The organism is Hyphomicrobium sp. 1Nfss2.1, from assembly GCF_965243865.1.
Lineage (GTDB): Bacteria > Pseudomonadota > Alphaproteobacteria > Rhizobiales > Hyphomicrobiaceae > Hyphomicrobium_A.
Window position 1 is genome coordinate 1,434,198 of the sequence record NZ_OZ251603.1, and the last position, 16,867, is coordinate 1,451,064.

Below are 16,867 nucleotides of genomic sequence, written 5' to 3' on the forward strand. Positions count from 1 at the left end.
TCAAGCAATTGCCCGCGCACTGCCCCGCGACGTGAGCTAAGCTCAGCACACGCACTGAGGGCATTGCATGCACTCTTCATCTTCCACGCCCGACTTTCCCGCCGTTGGTCTCTTTTCCGATCTATCCGCCGGCGAGCGAGCCGCCCTGGTGAGCGGATTAGAGACGCGCAGCCTGCAGCGCGGCGACATCCTTGTGCGGCAGGGGGACCCGGCCGACGCCCTCTACTTCGTCATCTCCGGCCGGTTTGCCGTCAACCTCGACGGCCGCCGCGATCCGATCGCCGAAATCGGCCCTGACCAGCCCATCGGCGAGATCGCCTTCCTCACCGGCGGCACGCGAACGGCCACCGTGTCCGCGATGCGCGACAGCCTCATTCTGCGGCTCGACCGCAGCGATTTCGAGCGCCTCGCCAGCCAATGCCCGAGCATCTGGCGGACACTGGCCAACGCTCTCTCCCAGCGGCTGGCCGCAACCACGGCCCCCGAGCCGGCCGCAGCCGATCCGCGTCCGCGAACCATCGCCGTCATCCGCGCCGGCGCCGCGCAGATCCCGCCGCGCTTCCTCGAAGTCCTCGCAAAAGTCTTCGCAGCCAACGCCAACGCGCTTGTCCTCGACTCCTCCCGCGCCGCGCAACTGGTGCCACCGGGCACGCCTCTCGACAGCATCGAGGCGACGCGATCGCTCAACAAGCTCGAAAGCTCATACGACTATCTGATCTTTCTCGCCGATGCCGACATAACCGACTGGTCGCAGAAGGCGATCCGCCATGCTGATCTCGTTCTCGCAGTAGGCGTCGATGGTGCCGACACCTCACCCAATCCGCTCGAACTATTCGCCGCCAACCTGGTCAGCCCCGACGCCCAGCGCCTCGTGCTCGTGCATGAGCGCCGCCAGCCCATCACCGGCACGTTACGCTGGCTGCGCAAACGCAAGCTGGCGGCGCACCACCATGTCGCCCTCGACGACGACAGCACCACCGCGCGCCTCTTTCGCTTCATCAACGGCACGGCCATCGGCTTCATCGCCTGCGGCGGCGGCGCGCTGTGCGCCGCGCACGTCGGGCTTTACAAGGCGCTGATCGAAAGCGGCTTCGAGTTCGACGCGCTCGGTGGAACGTCCGCGGGCGCAGCCATGACCGGCGCCTTCGCGATGGGCAAACACCCCGACGACATAGACCGCGGCACGCACGATATCTTCGTCACCAACCACGCGATGCAGCGCTACACCTGGCCGCGCTACGGACTACTCGATCACCGGCATTACGACGCGCAGCTCGAGCGCTATTTCGCCGGTACAAACATCGAGGATCTCTGGATCCCGTATTTCTCGATTTCGACGAACCTGTCGAGCTATGAGCTTCACCGCCACGAACGCGGCGACCTCTTCGCAGCAATCCGCGCTTCGGGCTCGATCCCCGTGCTTCTGCCCCCCGTCTACACGCACGACGGCGAGATGCTGGTCGATGGCTGCCTGCTGGACAACGTCCCGGTACGCGCCATGCACGCCCTGAAGAACGGCCCCAACGTCGTCGTCAGTTTCCACATTCCCGAGCTGGAGCGATTCAACGTCGATTACGCCAAACTGCCTTCGCGCACCGAGATGGTCCGCGCGGCGCTCAACCCTCTTGCCTGGGGTAAGCTGCCGGAAGCCCCCGGCATTACCACTGTGCTGATGCGCTCGCTGATGGCCAATCGCAACGACTTCCAGCGCCATCTGCGGCCAAGCGACGTTCTGTTTGTGCCACCCATCCCCGCGGACATGGGCATCCTCGATTGGCGCCGGCACACAGAGCTCGTGCGCAACGCCTATTGGTGGGGACTGGAAGAGGTCGAGCGCCTGAGGCGAGCCCGCAATCCGATCATAGCGGCTGCCGAAGCAGCCGCTGCCATGTCGAAGGTCAGTTGAGCACGCTTCTCGCGCGTGCGATCACGACGTGCAGCGCTGCAGGTTGTCTGGCGCGCGCGTCCACGTGAACGTCTGGCTCAGGAACTTCACGCCCGCGTAGCCGACGACCGTCATCTTGTCGCCCTGCGGAACCAGCTCGACGTCGAACTTGGCGTCCTTGTCCGGATCGTAGATCCAGCCTTCATCGAAAGTGCCATCGCCCATCGGCTTCACGTTGCCGATGATCTGCATGCCGCAGCCCTTGGCGTATTTCGGGTCTTGCACCCACACGACCTTGCCGCACAGTGAACCATCGCAATCCGTGATCTCGACGGCACCGCGGCCAGTATGGTCGTACCAAATGCCGAGCGGCCCCTCTGCCGCTCCAGCGCTCGTGCCGACAATCGCCGCAGCCGCGACGAAGCACGCCTTCAACGGAGTCCTCATTCCTTGCACCCTTGTAATCGGACTCGCCCCAGCCATCAGGACGAATCACGCCCAGCGATTCTCATGCACGATCATGGCATGCTGGCGACGATTTGCAGTAACGGACGCGACACTGATGCGGCGACGATATGGTCAAACCCGCGTCGCGCACAATGCCGGGGACGCATGGCGGCTGTGACTCTTTGGCTTGTCCGATATGCTGCAAAGCGGCAAATCGCGAAATTGCTGGAGATCAGCTGAAATCCGGCTTCCCGCTGCGCAACCGCTTCACCTGCCCGCGCCGCGTCTTGGCATCCTTCCGCCGCTCCTTCGAGGCGCGCGTCGGCTTGGTCTTGATGCGGCGCTTGGGCTCGATCGAAGCCTCGCGGATCAGCCCGAACAGGCGCTCGCGCGCATCCTCCCGGTTGCGATCCTGCGTGCGATGGCGCTCAGCGCGGATCACCAATACGCCCTCGTCAGTGAGGCGCCTCCCTGCGAGCCGCTTCAGTCGCGCGCGTATATCGCCCGGCAGCGACGGCGACCCGCGCACATCGAAGCGCAGCTCCACCGCGGTAGACACCTTGTTGACGTTCTGACCACCCGGCCCAGAAGAGCGCACGAAACGCTCCTCGATCTCGCTGTCGTCGAGTTCCACCCGGTCGTTGATAGCAAGCTTGGGCATCGCTCAAGCCTTCTGTGAAATACGGAACGGTCCCCGTCCCCAGCCGCGAAAATCACGGATGATCTCGCGTGCCGCATTGTGCCCCGGCGCACCAGTCACGCCACCGCCCGGGTGCGCACCAGACCCGCAAAGGTAGAGCCCGCCCAGCGGCAAGCGATAGTTTGCATAGCCGAGCCGTGGGCGCGTCGAGAAAAGCTGATCCAGCGACAGCGCGCCGTGGAAAATATCGCCGTCGACCAGCCCGAACCGTTCTTCGAGGTCCAGCGGCGACAGCACTTGCCGCGCCAGAACCGCGGCTTTGAAGTTGGGGGCGTGCCGCGTCACGGTCTCGATCACAAGATCGGCGAAAGCTTCTTTCTCCCGCGGATCGCTCCAGCTTCGCCCCGCCGGAAGATGCGGTGCCACATGCTGCACGAAGAGGCTCGCAACGTGCTGCCCTGGCGGCGCCAAGCTGTCATCGAGCGTCGAGGGAATGAGCATCTCCACCACCGGCGCCCGCGACCACCCTTCGAGCCGCGCATCGAGATAAGCGCGCTCCAGATAATCGAGCGTCGGCCCTATGACGATGCCCGCGCCGTGATGATCCTGCATGGTCTTGCCGGGCCGGCAGAGAAAATCAGGCAGTTCGCTCAGAGCAACGTTCATGCGGAACGTGCCCGACCCCGTCTTCATGCCCGTGAACGTAGAGCGGGTCTGTTGCGACACCGCCCCGGCAGGAACCAGATCGCGAAACAGCAGCTTCGGCGGCACATTCGCAACGACAGAACGCGCGTGGATTACTTCCCCGCTGTCGAGTACCACGCCCGCCGCCACACCGCCGTCTCTGCAAATGATCTCGCGCACCTTCGCGCCGGTTCTGATCTCGACCCCGCGCTCGCGCCCCGAAGCCGCCATCGCTTGCGTGATCGCACCCATGCCGCCGATCGCGTGCCCCCAGGCACCTCGCTTGCCGTTCACCTCACCGAAGCAATGATGCAGCAGCACGTACGCGCTTCCGGGCGTTGAAGGCGCCGCAAAGTTGCCGACGATCCCATCGAAAGCGAACGCGGCCTTCACCGTCTCGTTTTCGAACCATTCATCGAGGAAGTCCGTAGCGCTGCGCGTGAACAGATCAAGGAGCACGCGCTTTTCATCGAGGCCGAGTCCCCACAATCGCCGCCCGACACCCGCGCCCTTGATCGCTTCTAAAATTCCCCCGCCCGCATTCGGAGGCGTCGTCAGCACGAGATCACGCAGCACGTCGGCCGCGCGCTCGAGCGTTGCGTCATAGTCGGCTAGCCGCTCTGCATCGCGCTTTGAAAACTTCGCGATTGCCGCCTGCCTCTCTTCCAGTCCGCCACGCATCAGCAGATAGCGCGTCTCGTCCACCGGCCAGAAGTTGGCAGCCGGTCGATGCACCACCCGCAGCCCGTGCCGAGCCAGTTCCAGGTCCGCGATCACCTTCGGATTGAGCAGGCTTACCGTGTAGGAGGCGACCGAGTTGCGAAAGCCGGGATGAAACTCCTCGGTGACCGCAGCCCCGCCCACGACCTCATTCTTTTCCAGTACCAGCACGCGTAGCCCCGCCGCCGCCAGATAGGCCGCACAGGTCAGCCCGTTGTGGCCCGCCCCGATGATCAGCGCATCGACATCCCCCGCCCCTGCCACCTGACTGCCCATCACCGCGCACTCTGCCTTCAATCTTTGCCGTTCCGGCCTTGCGCATAGCCGCCCCCGGCCGCCGGTTCCAGCCGGGACAAGCGATTACGGTGCATTAATTCTAATCAGGTGGAGCTTTGGGCTGGTGGAGCGCGTTAGCTTCTCGTTGAGGAGTCGCCACCTAGCGTCGACGTATCAGATCCGCACGCCGGAGACACACGATGCAGACTGCCGCGAAGGTTCTGGCCCGTCCCCGCACGAACGAGGACGCCGCGTATCAGTTCGCCGGCATGCTGGTCGTCTCGCTGTTTCCAGCCCTCTTCTGGACCCTCGCCATCGCCGGCATCGGCAGCGCCATTGGCCACGCCCCCAGCACCGCCGCCTTGATGGTTTTCGGCACGGCCATCGCAGCCTTCTGCGCCACGATCTTCCATGCGCTGCTGATCCGCCGCTGAACGCGGCCCCGCGCGCGCACTTGCTCGCCGAAAACCCCTTTGACGACAGGTCTCTAGCCTACGCCGCCCCAGCCGCAGCGCAGCTTCTCGCATACCCGCCCGCTCCCGCACGCGACCTTCACGAAGCGGCAGCTGCGGCAGCTATAGCTCGACAGGCAGCCCCGATAGGAGCCACCCTTGCGGAAGTTGCAGGTGAGAATCGTCTGGCAATCGCGCTGCGGATTGATCAGGCCGCCAGGACCTTCCTGCGCTAGCACGAAAGTCGGCACGACTGCGAAGGCCGCAGCCAGCACCACTGCACACAAGCCCAAGCGTTGCATCCTGAAGCCTCGATGCATCTCAACCCAGGCTTCAGTGTGAGTGAGCCGCCGGCAACCAGCAACCGAATGGCGAAATCACGGTGCTTAACCCGCGCACAGGTGTGCCGTTGTGACCACGCCTTGCACAGACGCCCTTGCGCAGCAGCGGGTTACGCTGCCGCCTGCCTCGCTTTGGGCTGTGGATTTACTCGGCCGCTTTGCGCGAGGGCTGCACCATGGCCATGTAATCGTTGAGCAGGTTCTCGCTGATCTGCCCCGGCTTGTACTTGTGCTCTCCGATCTCCGACACGGGCGTGACCTCGGCCGCCGTACCGGTGAGAAACACTTCCGAGAAATCTTTCAGCTCATCCGCCAAGATCGCCCGTTCGATCACCTGATAGCCCCGCTTCTTGGCGAGATCGATGACCGTGCGGCGAGTGATACCGTCGAGGAAACAATCGGGCTCGGGCGTATGAATGACGCCGTCCTTCACCAGGAAGACATTGGCGCCCGTGCACTCGGCAACGCGGCCGCGCCAGTCGAGCATCAGCGCATCGGCATAGCCAGCCTTCTCGGCCCGATGCTTCTCAACCGTGCAGATCATGTAAAGACCGGCAGCCTTGCTCTTGGATGGCGCCGTCGCCGGATCGGGACGGCGATACTTCGCCATCGTCAGCCGGATTCCCTTGAGCCGCTGCTCCATCGGGAAGTAGGACCCCCATTCCCAAGCCGAGACCGACAGATGAATCTTCGTTGCCTGGGCCGAAATACCGATCTGCTCCGAACCGCGATAGGCAATCGGACGCACGTAGCAATCGGAAAGCTTGTTCGCCGCAATGACATCGCGACAGATCTGATCGATCTCAGCCACCGAGTAGGGCACCTCGAAATCGAGAATCTGCGCACTGTCTTTCAGGCGCTGCGAGTGCTCGGACAGCTTGAAAGGCACGCCGCTGTAGGCCCGAACACCCTCGAACACGGCACTGCCGTAGTGCAGCGCATGCGTGAGAATGTGAACGTTGGCCTCACGCCAGGGGACCATCTTCCCGTCAAGCCAAATGAAGCCGTCGCGATCGTTGAAGGGGGCTGGCCCTGACATGCGTATCCTCTCCGTAGACTTTCGCGCCCAGATCGCTAACTAGACTGGCCCAACAGGACTAGCCCGATCCCGGGCCAGTGTCTGGTGCTGCCGTTGCTGTTCGGGGCTACCCCGCGCATCGCCTGGGCGATTTCCGCCCCGCGACGGCGCTGATTGATGGCGCAAAATGACTTGTCATCACTAACAATCGGGGCCAAATAAGTCAACATGGCTGACATAACCTCCGACGCCGTTTCGACCCCACGCCCGTCGCCGTCTGGCCCCGACCAGGCGATCGCCGAGGCGAGCCAGCCCGGTTGCCGCAACGCCATCCCCGACGCCGATCTGCTCGCGTGCGTCGAATTGCTCTTCTTCGCCTATCGCGATTTTACTGCCGGCGCCGACGCGGTCCTGGAGGAATACGGCTTCGGCCGCGCCCATCACCGCGTCCTGCATTTCGTGCACCGCAACCCCGGCATGCGGGTGGCCGACCTGCTCGATATTCTCAAGATCACCAAGCAGAGCCTCGCCCGCGTCTTAAAGCAGCTCATCGATAAAGGCTTCATTATGCAACGCGCCGGAAATGATGACCGCCGCGAGCGCCGCCTGTTCGTCACCGCCAAAGGAAGCCGGCTCGCCGAAAAACTCACCACCCAGCAGAGCCGCCACATCGAGAATGCACTGTCGAATGCCGGTCCCGGCGCCGCTGATTTTGCACGGCGCTTCCTTTTTGCCATGATTACGGAGTCGGATCGCCCGCGCGTCGAGGCGCTGGTAAAGCTGGCCTCAGGGATGCGCGCCAGATAGACCGGTACTTCCTAGACGAGGGGCAAAGATGAGAACCTCCGCAAAGCTCGCGAGCGCAGCGCTGCCCGACAACGCCCCGCATGTCCTCATTGTAGATGACGACCAGAAGATCCGCGACCTGCTGGGCCGCTATCTTGCTGAGCAGGGCTTTCGCGTGACCACCGCCCAGGACGCAGCCGCCGCACGCGCCGGCATGCGCGGCCTCGAATTCGATGCTGTGCTGCTCGACGTGATGATGCCCGGCGAAAGCGGTCTCGATCTCGCACGCGAGCTGAAAGCGACGCGCCCCGTCCCCATCTGCATGCTCACCGCGCGCTCCGACCCAGAGCACCGCATCGAAGGCCTCGAAGCCGGCGTCGATGATTATCTGCCCAAACCCTTCGAGCCCCGCGAGTTGCTTCTGCGCCTGCGCAACATTCTGCGCCGCGCCGCGGGCGGTGGCGGCCCCAGCGAGGAAGTGCGCATGGGGAACTACACGTTCCACGTCGCGCGCGGCGAGCTGAAGCACAACGAAGAGACGGTTAAGCTGACCGAGCGCGAGCGCGACCTGCTGCGCATGTTCGCCCAGCGCATCGGCATGCCGATCCCGCGCCATGAGCTGGCGCCCGAGGATTCCACCGGCAGTGACCGCGCCATCGACGTGCAGATCAACCGTTTGCGGCGAAAAATCGAGACCGACCCCTCCAATCCCGTGTACCTCCAGACAGTGCGCGGCAAAGGGTATATTCTCTATTCGGATTGATCCCGCGTGTACGAGTGTGATGATCGAAAAATTCGCCATCACGGGCAGCGAGGTATCAAGCGAATTTTTCGATCTGAATCACACTCGAGACCATTGGCTCCTAGTGTCCCTCATGATTCCGAAATTCGCTCGCACACCTGGCCGCCTGCCCTGGCGAATTTCGGAACCGGGACACTAGAGAGGTCGGTTGATGCTCGCCAGGGGCGATGAGCCCGAGCGCCGTTCGTGGCTGTCATGGTCTTCGCTATGGCAAGCGTTGAAGCGTATTCCGCTGCCGCGCCGCCCCAAACTGCGTGTCCCGCAATTCCTGCATCCGTCAGCGATCCGCAGCGCTTGGAATCGCCTGCCGCCCACGCCCGCATGGATGGTTGCCTTCGGCGCCTGGTTCATGCGCACCCACCGCCGCAACATGCAGCTCATCGGTGGATGGCTCTCCGACTTCCTGCCGAAGGGCCTCTACGCCCGCGCGCTCATCATCATCATTGCACCAATCGTCGTGCTCGAAGGCGTCATCGCGTTCGTGTTCATGGAACGCCACTGGCAGGCCGTAACGCGCCGCCTTTCGGAAGCGACCGCACGCGACATCGCCGCCCTGATCGACATCTACGAGGAATACCCCAAGCGCGACGACTACAGCCAGCTCATCGAAATGGCGCGCGACCGCCTGAGCCTCTCGATGCAGGTGCTGCCGCCCGGTGATCTTCCTGCCCCGCGGCCGAAACCGTTCTTTGCCCTCCTCGACCGCGCGCTCTCTGACGAGGTGCGCAAGCAGGTGCAAAAACCATTCTGGATCGACACGGTCGGCCAGTCACGCCACGTGGAAATCCGCGTCAAGCTCGAGAACGCGATCCTGCGCTTCGTCGCCACACGCTCGCAGACTTACGCCTCCAACTCGCACATCTTCCTTTTGTGGATGATCGGCTCCTCGGTGATCCTGCTCACCGTCGCAATCCTCTTCCTGCGAAACCAGATCCGCCCCATCCTGCGTCTCGCCGAGGCCGCCGACGCATTCGGCAAGGGCCGCAAAGTGGCGGAAGACTTCCGCCCCCGCGGTGCGCGCGAGGTCCGCCAGGCGGCCGTCGCCTTCCTGGAAATGCGCGACCGCATCACCGCGCAAGTCGAGCAGCGCACCACCATGCTCGCCGGCGTCAGCCACGACCTGCGCACTATCCTGACGCGCTTCAAGCTCGAACTAGCCCTGCTCGGCGATTCCCCCGAAGCGATCTCGCTGCAGGCGGACGTGCGCGAGATGCAGGACATGCTCGAAGACTATCTCGCCTTCGCCAAGGGCGATGGCGGCGAAGAGAGCACGCCCACCAACCTCAACCAGCTATTGCAGGACATCTACGAGGAAGCGCAGTACTACGACACGCACATCGAATTGAAGATGCGCAAGCGCCGGCGCGATATCGTGCTGCCGCTGAAGCGCCAGGCCTTCAAGCGCGCCATCACCAACCTCGTATCCAACGCGATCCGCTTCGGCGATCACGTCATCATCCGCGGTGCTGTCGAAGGCCAGTGGGTGCGCATCGAGGTCGACGACGACGGCCCCGGTATTCCCGAAGCCGAGCGCGCCAACGTCTTCCGCCCGTTCTACCGGCTCGATCACGCGCGCAATCAGGACGAGGGCAACACCGGTCTAGGCCTCGCCATCGCCCGCGACATTGCCAAGAGTCACGGCGGCGACATCACCCTGGGCGAAAGCTCCATGGGTGGCCTGCGCGCCATCATCTCAGTGCCGCTGTAGAAGCCCCGCCAGCCTTTACGAAGGAGCGCCGGGAGGCACCGGAGTTGCACCATCCGCTCCCGGCTCCGATGCCGGCGTCGTGCGGGCTGAACGCTTCTTCGCAGCATCGCAGCACGACTTGGCGAACCCGCACAGCTTGCCGAACACGCTGTCCATCCGCTGCAAGGCCTGCTCCCCGCGCCGCAACCGTTGATCCAGCGCTGCCATCGTTTTCGACAGCCCCGGATCGTCGTCTTTCAGCCACGTGCGGTAGACGGAGGCATAGAGGGCGCCGAGCCCAGCCGCGCGCACCTGCCCATCGAGCCCGTCGGCGCGAATGCCCGCCGCGCGCAGCATCCAAGGCTGCGACCGACCGACTGCACACGCGAGCGCCGGATCGAGCGACCACGTCTCCGCAATCGAGCGCAATGCAGGCTTATAGGCCGCCAGCACGTCGAACCGGCTCATGATCACCTCGAACAGCGCATCGCGCGCCGCCTGGCCGCCGCCGCGATGCGGCGCACGCGCCAGCACCGCATCATCGACCGAGCGCACGAACGCCGCCAGTATCTCGTTCTTACTGGCGAACTCCTTGCGCACGTCGACAAGGCTGACCCCGGCACTCTCAGCGATCTGGGCCAGGGTCACGTCCTTCCAAGGACATTCGCCCGCTAGCTTCATGGCTGCGGCAACGAGACGTCCGCGAATGGTCGTCTGATCAAGCATGGTGGCTCTCCTCGTTCCTTGCCTGGAAAGATAATCAGCCTCGAGGCTCTTCCGAAGGCCGTGGGTGCCATCCGCGGCGGATAATGCCCGCCAAGTTGCACCGCCGCGGCGCGAACACCCACCGCGACAGGCATAAGTCCCTACAAAATAAGGGAAAAAGTCCCAACCACACACAATCTCGTGAAGCGGCGTCCGCCGTCTTGCCACTAATGTAACAGTATATCATAACTGGGGCGTGGCTGCGGTGGTACTTCACGCGCAACTCGGCTGAAAACCTATCCTCCTTGGTTCTTTGGCTTTGGGTGCCCCGCCAACCATGAAAATGCCTGGGCCCGCCGGGGCGCAAGCCCGCCCAGGCCACGCAAGAGACGCGGTCGCCGAACGGCCTGAGCTTCGCTCACTTCGCCAGTTCGCGACCGCGTTTTGTTGCCGCTGCCACCGCCGCGGTCATCAGCTCTTTAAGTCCCGCTTCCCCGCCCAGAACCTCCAGCGCCGCCGCCGTCGTCCCACCGGGAGACGTCACGTTGCGCCGTAGCTCGGCCGGCGCAAGGCCGGACGCCTCCATCAGCGCCGCCGAACCGATCACCGTGGCGCGCGCCAGCTTCTCCGCGAACGCCGCATCAAGTCCAGCCGCACGCCCAGCTTCGGCGAGGCACTCGGTGAGAAAGAACACGTACGCCGGGCCCGAGCCCGATACAGCCGTCACCGGATCGAGCAGCGCCTCATCGTCGACCCACATGACGTCTCCCACCGCAGCCAGCAGATCGTTGGCGAGCGCGCGCTGCACCGGCGTCACATTAGCGTTGGCAACGGCAACAGTCATGCCGCGCTGAATGGCAGCCGGCGTGTTCGGCATGGCGCGGACAACCGCAGCCTTGGGCGCATATTTCTCGAACGCAGCAAGCGGTCGCCCGGCCGCGATCGAAACAAATAGCGTCTGCGGACCTGCGAGCTTCGCCAGGCCCGGCATCACGGCATCGATCACTTGCGGTTTGACGGCGACGAGAATGACGGCCGGCGGCTGCGTCAGTTCATCGATCGCCGGCACGACATCGATGGCGTTTTCGGCGAGGAACGCAGCGACTGCGGGTGCGGGCGTCGGTTCCTGTACGATCACCTGCCGGGCATCGAGCCCGCGGGCGAGCAACCCTTCCAGGATCGCTCCACCCATCTTCCCTGCCCCTGCCAGCAGCAGAGGACCTTGCATCGTGAACTTCATGTGCCGCCCGCGAGAATGCCGGGCGACATGGCCGCCCTAGGTTCAGGCCTGGCCCTCGGTCTCGAACATGGTCGAAACCAGCGCCTCGCGGCTCTGCTTACCCGCCCAGACGACGAACTGAAAGGCCTGATAATAGCGCTCGCACCCCTCGAGGGCCGCCTGCAGCATCGCCTCGCACTGAGCCGTAGTCGCCACCGAGCCGTTCAGCAGCAGCGCGTGACGGAACATTACGAGGCCTTCCTGGGTCCACAGATCGAAATGGCCGAGCCAGAGCTGCTCGTTGATCTGCGCCACCAGCTTGTACATTTCGTTGAGGCGGTTCTCCGGCACCCGGAAATCGAATGCGCAGGCAAGGTGCAGCGCCTCGAGGTCATCGCGCCAATTCAGCGACACATGATAATCGGTCCAGGTACCGGCGATGACGAGGGTCAACTCGTCGTCATTCGTCCGGTCGCAGGCCCAGTCGTGCGCACCGGATAACCGCTCGATGAGATCGATCGGGTTCGTCACACGGCCGTAGCCAACGTGTTCAGCCGACATGCTTCGAGGATCCCTCTATGGTCTCGCGTTCTTTTTTGTGGTCGATGCAAAAGCTACGCGACATCACGAGAGCAACTACTCAACCAACACGGGCGACGAGAACATCAGCCGGGCACGAGTCGCAAGTTCAGCCCGGCCTTGTCCACGGGCAAAGTACTTGTGAGGAAACCATTTTGTTGTCAGGCGGTGCGCGATTGCGCGAGTTGCTGCTCCAGCTCGGCGATACGCGCCTCGAGTCTTTCGTTCTCCGCACGCGCCTTCTCGGCCATCGCCTTCACCGCCTCGAACTCCTCGCGGCGCACCACGTCCATCTCGCGCAGGAAGCGTTCGCCCTGCGAGCGGAACACCTGTTCGGCCTCTTTCCTGAGGCCATCGGCCGCGCCAGCAGCATCCGTCATCAGCTTGGCAAACTCATCGAGGAAGCGATTGGTCGTCTGGGTCATGGGAATTTGCTCCGTGAGTTGCTCTTCTTGATAGAAACCGGTCGGACTATGAGCGCCACGCCTACCCCATTCAAGGCGTCCTCGACCCTTGACAGAGCGTCACGGCGCCGAAATCGTGCGGCGCCCGGATGGAGGGTGCCTAGCCCACAGGAGCGGCCGCTGACCGCGGCTTGTCGATTCTCATGAACATGCTGACCACCCTCTGGGCGATTCCCTTCCCCAACATCGACCCCGTCGCGCTGCAAATCGGGCCGGTGGCGATCAAATGGTATGGCCTCGCCTACCTCGCGGGACTGCTGCTTGGCTGGCTCTATATCCGCCGCCTGCTGAGCTCCCCTTACCTGTGGGCCAACGACACACCGCCGTTCACGCCTGCGAAGGTCGATGATCTCCTCCTCTATATAACGGCTGGCGTAGTGCTCGGCGGAAGGCTCGGCTTCGTTATTTTCTATGAGCCGAGCTATTACATCGCCAACCCGCAGGACATTATCGCCGTCTGGAAGGGCGGCATGGCGTTCCACGGCGCCCTCGTCGGCTGCGCCATCGCCATCTGGGCCTTCGCCCACCGCAACAACGTCAGCCCGTGGAGCACGGGAGACCTCGTCACGGCAGCGGTGCCAATTGGTCTTTTCTTCGGCCGCATCGCCAATTTCATCAACGGCGAGCTGTTCGGCCGCCCGACGACGATGCCATGGGGCATGGTGTTCCCAGAAGCCGCCATCCACTACCCGCAGGTCGAACCGACGCCGCGCCACCCGAGCCAGCTCTATGAGGCGGCGCTTGAAGGACTGGCGCTGTTTCTCGTCCTGCGCCTGCTGACGCACCATTTCGGCGCCCTGAAGCGGCCCGGCCTCGTCAGCGGCACCTTCCTCATCGGCTATGCACTCGCCCGCTCAACCGGCGAGCTGTTCCGCGAGCCGCACTTCGCGCACGCCTTCAACATCGGCCCGCTCACCGCCGGCATTGCTTACTCGATCCCGATGTTCATCCTCGGCGTCATCGTCGTGCGCTATGCGCTGAGCCGCAGCGCGAAGTGACGGACGGCCCCACCCCGCAGGTGACGCCGCTCGCGGGTCATCTCGCCGAGCGCATCGCGCGTGACGGGCCGATATCCGTCGCCGACTACATAGACGTATGTCTCCAGCACCCCGAGCACGGCTACTACCGCCGCCAGACCGCTATCGGCGCTGCCGCCGATTTCGTCACCGCGCCGGAGATCAGCCAGGTGTTCGGCGAACTGATCGGACTGTGGTGCGCCGTCGTCTGGCAGCAGATGGGCGCACCCGCTTCGCTGCGTCTGATCGAGCTCGGCCCTGGACGCGGTACGCTGATGCGCGATGCCTTGCGCGCTGCACGCCTCGTCCCCGCCTTCCGCGCCGCGCTCCGCATCGAGCTTGTCGAGACCAACGAAACGCTGGAGCAGCTGCAGCGCGAGGCGTTTCGCAATGAGGTCGTGCCGGTTACGTGGAGCACGAATCTCACTTCCGCGGACGGACCCACCATCGTCATCGCCAACGAGTTCCTCGATACGCTCCCAGCCGATCAATTCGTGTGGCGCGATGGTGCGTGGCATAGGCGCTGCGTCGGTCTCGATGCCTCGGGTAGTCTCCAATTCGTCGATGGACCGGCAGCGGAAGCAAACCTCCCCGCCTCCCTCCCAGCGCCGGCGGAGGGCGACATCTACGAGCATCGCCGCACCGCCTTCGCCCGCCTTGCTGCTGATCTCGCGGCGCTCGGCACGCCCCTCGCCGGCCTCTTTATCGACTATGGGCACACCGTGCCGAACTACGGCGACACGTTGCAGGCGATCCTTGCGCACCGCTACACCGACCCCCTGCAGACGCCCGGACAAGCCGATCTCACCATGCAGGTCGACTTCACAGCTTTCGCTCACGCCATCGCCGCCGCCGGCATGCGCTGCGATGGCCCGCTTCCCCAAGCCGAGTTCCTCGGTCGCCTTGGCGCCGTCGAGCGCGCATCAAGGCTGATGGCGGCCAATCCGGCGCGCGCCGCCGAGATCGAATCCGGCATGGCCCGCATCCTCGCCCCGACCGGGATGGGCGGCCGATTCCAAGTTCTCGGCATACGAAGCGTTGACGTCTCTCCGCTACCACCCTTCATCTGAGGTACACCAGAACGTATCTGCCGAGGCCGAGGCCATGCTGCAACCGATAGAAGCAACCGCGCTTGCCAGCTCGAAGCGCATCCGCCACGGCTTCTTCACACGCCCCGGCGGCGTATCCGAGGGGCTCTACGCCGGTCTCAACTGCGGACCGGGCTCATCCGACGTTCCTGCCAACGTCGGCGAAAATCGCGCGCGCGTTTCCCGCCACCTTGGCGGAAGCAATAGTGACGTGGCGACGCTCTACCAGATCCACAGCGGCATTGCCGTCGCTATCGACGCCCCGTTCGCGCCCGACCAGCGGCCCAAGGCCGACGGCATCGTCACGCGGACGCCTGGGCTCGTCATCGGCGTGCTCACCGCCGACTGCGCTCCAGTTCTCTTCGCCGACCCCGAGGCCGGCGTCGTCGGCGCGGCCCATGCCGGCTGGCGCGGCGCCGTCGGAGGGGTCCTGGAGGCCACGATCGCCGAAATGGAGAATCTCGGGGCGCGGCGAAATTGCATTATCACTGCAATTGGCCCCGCCATTAACCAAGTTTCATATGAAGTAGGGCCAGACTTTGAAGCGGCCCTGCTCGAAAGTTGCGCGGACAACAAAATCTTTCTTTCGCGCAAAAGTCCCAATGGAAAGGCTCATTTCGACTTGCCTGGCTATGTCGAGACGAGACTTCGCAAGAGCGGCGTCGCTGAAGTTGAGAGGCAGTCCCCGTGCACGTACCTGAACGAATCGATGTTTTTCAGCTTTCGGCGCTCCCAACACCGATCGGAGCCCGATTACGGCCGTCAAATCTCCGCCATTGTCGTGGCTTAATTGCACAATCCACAATGGCGTCCTGCGTTTTCTTCGGGGAATTGCGTTAGGGCGCCGGGACGTTCGGATTCGATCTGGACGCGGCTTTGATGACTGGTTAGACGATTCTTAGAGAGGTACCGGTCATTAGGGAGTGTAAGGCCGCAGGGTTCGTACGCCGGCCGCCGGAACAAACAGCGAGTACTCAACGGGGGAGCGTCGCCGTGACGACCTTTGATGCTGCTGCGGCTTGGCAAAAGACAAAGCCAATAGCATTCGCAGTTATCGCAGGCTGGATGTGCATGGGGCTGGCCGCATGCGAGACAGCCAGCTCTGTAACATCCTTATTCAGTTCATCCGGTGGCGATGCGCCGACCGCGTCGGTCGCAAGCCCGCCGCCGATGGCTGCGCCGCGCGGTGCACAGTTCGCAGTAGCGCCGGTCATCGGCCCGCCTGAGAACGTTTCGAACGAGCTGCGCACGCAGCTTATCGCCGATCTTGAACGCCAGAACCTCCGCGTCGCCAAGTCTCCGGACGAGCGCGCCGAGTACACGCTGCGCGGCTACGTTGTCTCCTCGCTCGAGAAGAAGGGCAACAAGTCGAAGGTGTCGTACATCTGGGACGTCACCGACGCCAACGGCAAGGGCGTTCACCGCGTGAGCGGCGAAGAATCGGCGCCTTCCGGCAAGAGCAAGGATCCCTGGGCCGCCATGACGCCGACCCTGGTGCAGTCGATCGCGGCCAAGACGGTCACGTCGGTTGCCAGCTGGATGCCGGGTGGCGGCGCCGCCGTTGCCAGCAATGGCAGCATGGTTCAGACGGCGGCTGCGACGCCTTCCTACGCATCGCAGAAGCCGATGGTTACCGGCAGCGTTGCCAGCAGCGGCCCGATCAGCGCCCTCGTACCGGTCGTGACCGGCGCGCCGGGCGATGGCAGCACCGCACTGCGCGCGGCCATTCAGCGTGAACTCTCCCGCAGCGGCGTGCCGCTCTCGGATGCGCGCACCGCGAACACCTATCTCGTCGAAGGCAAGGTGGCGATGGGCACCGGCAAGGATGGCAAGCAGCCGATCACTATCGACTGGAGCGTGACCGACCCGCACGGCAAGCGGCTCGGTACCGTATCCCAGAAAAACGAAGTTCCGCAGGGTTCGCTTGACGGCTCCTGGGGCAAGACCGCCGATGCTGCTGCTGCTGCTGCCGCACAAGGCATCGTTAAGCTCCTGCCTCAACCGACGCAGAAAACCAGCTCTAACTAACGCAGCAGGTCGCTCATCTGGCATCTGGGT

At 64.0% G+C, this 16,867-nt stretch carries 18 protein-coding genes; 9 read left to right on the forward strand and 9 right to left on the reverse strand.

All coding sequences use genetic code 11. The annotated features are described in order from the left end of the window. Positions 1–67 precede the first annotated feature (67 nt). Positions 68–1,906 carry a patatin-like phospholipase family protein gene (locus ACP15D_RS07115; RefSeq protein WP_424956843.1) on the forward strand — a complete coding sequence of 613 codons (1,839 nt, stop codon included), beginning with the start codon at positions 68–70 and terminating at the stop codon, positions 1,904–1,906. A 21-nt stretch (positions 1,907–1,927) separates the two neighbouring features. Here the strand turns inward: ACP15D_RS07115 and ACP15D_RS07120 are convergent, their stop codons facing one another. The 3 genes from ACP15D_RS07120 to ACP15D_RS07130 form a co-directional block, all read right to left on the reverse strand. Then, positions 1,928–2,332: a DUF2147 domain-containing protein gene (locus ACP15D_RS07120; RefSeq protein ID WP_424956844.1), complete on the reverse strand. Its 405-nt coding sequence runs from the start codon at positions 2,330–2,332 to the stop codon at positions 1,928–1,930. Between the two features lie 232 nt (positions 2,333–2,564). Beyond that, positions 2,565–2,993, reverse strand: a complete 429-nt coding sequence (gene arfB / locus ACP15D_RS07125) for an alternative ribosome rescue aminoacyl-tRNA hydrolase ArfB (protein WP_424956845.1) — start codon at positions 2,991–2,993, stop codon at positions 2,565–2,567. 3 nt (positions 2,994–2,996) lie between these two features. Further along, entirely contained in the window at positions 2,997–4,652 is a 1,656-nt protein-coding gene (locus ACP15D_RS07130) for a phytoene desaturase family protein (protein ID WP_424959185.1), read from the reverse strand. 200 nt (positions 4,653–4,852) lie between these two features. Between ACP15D_RS07130 and ACP15D_RS07135 the strand changes: the two genes are divergently transcribed. Then, positions 4,853–5,086 (forward strand): hypothetical protein, encoded by a 234-nt coding sequence (locus ACP15D_RS07135; RefSeq protein ID WP_424956846.1) that lies wholly within the window; start codon positions 4,853–4,855, stop codon positions 5,084–5,086. A 53-nt stretch (positions 5,087–5,139) separates the two neighbouring features. Here ACP15D_RS07135 and ACP15D_RS07140 read toward each other — a convergent pair whose 3' ends face one another. Together ACP15D_RS07140 and ACP15D_RS07145 are read right to left on the reverse strand one after the other, a co-directional pair. Beyond that, positions 5,140–5,406: a hypothetical protein gene (locus tag ACP15D_RS07140; RefSeq protein ID WP_072372433.1), complete on the reverse strand. Its 267-nt coding sequence runs from the start codon at positions 5,404–5,406 to the stop codon at positions 5,140–5,142. Between the two features lie 184 nt (positions 5,407–5,590). Next, positions 5,591–6,484: a branched-chain amino acid aminotransferase gene (locus ACP15D_RS07145; RefSeq protein ID WP_424956847.1), complete on the reverse strand. Its 894-nt coding sequence runs from the start codon at positions 6,482–6,484 to the stop codon at positions 5,591–5,593. A gap of 207 nt (positions 6,485–6,691) precedes the next feature. On the opposite strand from ACP15D_RS07145, the gene ACP15D_RS07150 reads away from it, so the two are divergent. The 3 genes from ACP15D_RS07150 to ACP15D_RS07160 all read left to right on the forward strand — a co-directional run bounded on the left by ACP15D_RS07150 (position 6,692) and on the right by ACP15D_RS07160 (position 9,759). Continuing rightward, positions 6,692–7,270, forward strand: coding sequence for a MarR family winged helix-turn-helix transcriptional regulator (locus ACP15D_RS07150; protein ID WP_424956848.1), 579 nt, complete (start codon positions 6,692–6,694; stop codon positions 7,268–7,270). Between the two features lie 28 nt (positions 7,271–7,298). Continuing rightward, a complete protein-coding gene (locus ACP15D_RS07155; protein WP_424956849.1) occupies positions 7,299–8,012 on the forward strand; it encodes a response regulator in 714 nt (237 codons plus the stop codon). A 388-nt stretch (positions 8,013–8,400) separates the two neighbouring features. Next, a complete protein-coding gene (locus ACP15D_RS07160; protein WP_424959186.1) occupies positions 8,401–9,759 on the forward strand; it encodes an ATP-binding protein in 1,359 nt (452 codons plus the stop codon). 15 nt (positions 9,760–9,774) lie between these two features. Here the strand turns inward: ACP15D_RS07160 and ACP15D_RS07165 are convergent, their stop codons facing one another. The 4 genes from ACP15D_RS07165 to ACP15D_RS07180 all read right to left on the reverse strand — a co-directional run bounded on the left by ACP15D_RS07165 (position 9,775) and on the right by ACP15D_RS07180 (position 12,666). Further along, positions 9,775–10,464, reverse strand: coding sequence for a TetR family transcriptional regulator (locus tag ACP15D_RS07165; protein WP_424956850.1), 690 nt, complete (start codon positions 10,462–10,464; stop codon positions 9,775–9,777). A gap of 397 nt (positions 10,465–10,861) precedes the next feature. Further along, on the reverse strand, positions 10,862–11,683 hold the full coding sequence (gene proC / locus ACP15D_RS07170) for a pyrroline-5-carboxylate reductase (protein WP_424956851.1): 822 nt from the start codon (positions 11,681–11,683) through the stop codon (positions 10,862–10,864). A 42-nt stretch (positions 11,684–11,725) separates the two neighbouring features. After that, the gene (locus ACP15D_RS07175; RefSeq protein WP_424956852.1) at positions 11,726–12,223 is read right to left on the reverse strand and encodes a YbjN domain-containing protein; all 498 of its coding nucleotides are present in this window, start codon (positions 12,221–12,223) and stop codon (positions 11,726–11,728) included. 179 nt (positions 12,224–12,402) lie between these two features. Continuing rightward, a complete protein-coding gene (locus ACP15D_RS07180) occupies positions 12,403–12,666 on the reverse strand; it encodes an accessory factor UbiK family protein (RefSeq protein WP_072372454.1) in 264 nt (87 codons plus the stop codon). A 188-nt stretch (positions 12,667–12,854) separates the two neighbouring features. Here ACP15D_RS07180 and lgt point away from each other — a divergent pair, with 188 nt between their 5' ends. The 4 genes from lgt (at position 12,855) to ACP15D_RS07200 (ending at position 16,837) form a co-directional block, all read left to right on the forward strand. Next, positions 12,855–13,703 (forward strand): prolipoprotein diacylglyceryl transferase, encoded by an 849-nt coding sequence (gene lgt / locus ACP15D_RS07185; protein WP_424956853.1) that lies wholly within the window; start codon positions 12,855–12,857, stop codon positions 13,701–13,703. Next, on the forward strand, positions 13,700–14,791 hold the full coding sequence (locus ACP15D_RS07190) for a class I SAM-dependent methyltransferase (protein WP_424956854.1): 1,092 nt from the start codon (positions 13,700–13,702) through the stop codon (positions 14,789–14,791). The genes lgt and ACP15D_RS07190 overlap by 4 nt, the downstream gene beginning before the upstream one ends. Before the next feature lie 34 nt (positions 14,792–14,825). Next, positions 14,826–15,599, forward strand: coding sequence for a peptidoglycan editing factor PgeF (pgeF, locus tag ACP15D_RS07195; RefSeq protein ID WP_424956855.1), 774 nt, complete (start codon positions 14,826–14,828; stop codon positions 15,597–15,599). 380 nt (positions 15,600–15,979) lie between these two features. Then, complete coding sequence (locus ACP15D_RS07200; protein WP_424956856.1) at positions 15,980–16,837, forward strand: hypothetical protein; 858 nt, start codon at positions 15,980–15,982, stop codon at positions 16,835–16,837. The last annotated feature ends 30 nt before the right edge of the window (positions 16,838–16,867 follow it).

Excerpts from the sequence above, each read along its gene's own strand:
- ACP15D_RS07115 (WP_424956843.1), top strand. The coding sequence starts at position 68 with ATGCACTCTTCATCTTCCACGCCCGACTTTCCCGCCGTTGGTCTCTTT.
- ACP15D_RS07120 (WP_424956844.1), bottom strand. The coding sequence starts at position 2,332 with ATGAGGACTCCGTTGAAGGCGTGCTTCGTCGCGGCTGCGGCGATTGTC.
- arfB (WP_424956845.1), bottom strand. The coding sequence starts at position 2,993 with ATGCCCAAGCTTGCTATCAACGACCGGGTGGAACTCGACGACAGCGAG.
- ACP15D_RS07130 (WP_424959185.1), bottom strand. The coding sequence starts at position 4,652 with ATGGGCAGTCAGGTGGCAGGGGCGGGGGATGTCGATGCGCTGATCATC.
- ACP15D_RS07135 (WP_424956846.1), top strand. The coding sequence starts at position 4,853 with ATGCAGACTGCCGCGAAGGTTCTGGCCCGTCCCCGCACGAACGAGGAC.
- ACP15D_RS07140 (WP_072372433.1), bottom strand. The coding sequence starts at position 5,406 with ATGCAACGCTTGGGCTTGTGTGCAGTGGTGCTGGCTGCGGCCTTCGCA.
- ACP15D_RS07145 (WP_424956847.1), bottom strand. The coding sequence starts at position 6,484 with ATGTCAGGGCCAGCCCCCTTCAACGATCGCGACGGCTTCATTTGGCTT.
- ACP15D_RS07150 (WP_424956848.1), top strand. The coding sequence starts at position 6,692 with ATGGCTGACATAACCTCCGACGCCGTTTCGACCCCACGCCCGTCGCCG.
- ACP15D_RS07155 (WP_424956849.1), top strand. The coding sequence starts at position 7,299 with ATGAGAACCTCCGCAAAGCTCGCGAGCGCAGCGCTGCCCGACAACGCC.
- ACP15D_RS07160 (WP_424959186.1), top strand. The coding sequence starts at position 8,401 with ATGCGCACCCACCGCCGCAACATGCAGCTCATCGGTGGATGGCTCTCC.
- ACP15D_RS07165 (WP_424956850.1), bottom strand. The coding sequence starts at position 10,464 with ATGCTTGATCAGACGACCATTCGCGGACGTCTCGTTGCCGCAGCCATG.
- proC (WP_424956851.1), bottom strand. The coding sequence starts at position 11,683 with ATGAAGTTCACGATGCAAGGTCCTCTGCTGCTGGCAGGGGCAGGGAAG.
- ACP15D_RS07175 (WP_424956852.1), bottom strand. The coding sequence starts at position 12,223 with ATGTCGGCTGAACACGTTGGCTACGGCCGTGTGACGAACCCGATCGAT.
- ACP15D_RS07180 (WP_072372454.1), bottom strand. The coding sequence starts at position 12,666 with ATGACCCAGACGACCAATCGCTTCCTCGATGAGTTTGCCAAGCTGATG.
- lgt (WP_424956853.1), top strand. The coding sequence starts at position 12,855 with ATGCTGACCACCCTCTGGGCGATTCCCTTCCCCAACATCGACCCCGTC.
- pgeF (WP_424956855.1), top strand. The coding sequence starts at position 14,826 with ATGCTGCAACCGATAGAAGCAACCGCGCTTGCCAGCTCGAAGCGCATC.
- ACP15D_RS07200 (WP_424956856.1), top strand. The coding sequence starts at position 15,980 with ATGGCTGCGCCGCGCGGTGCACAGTTCGCAGTAGCGCCGGTCATCGGC.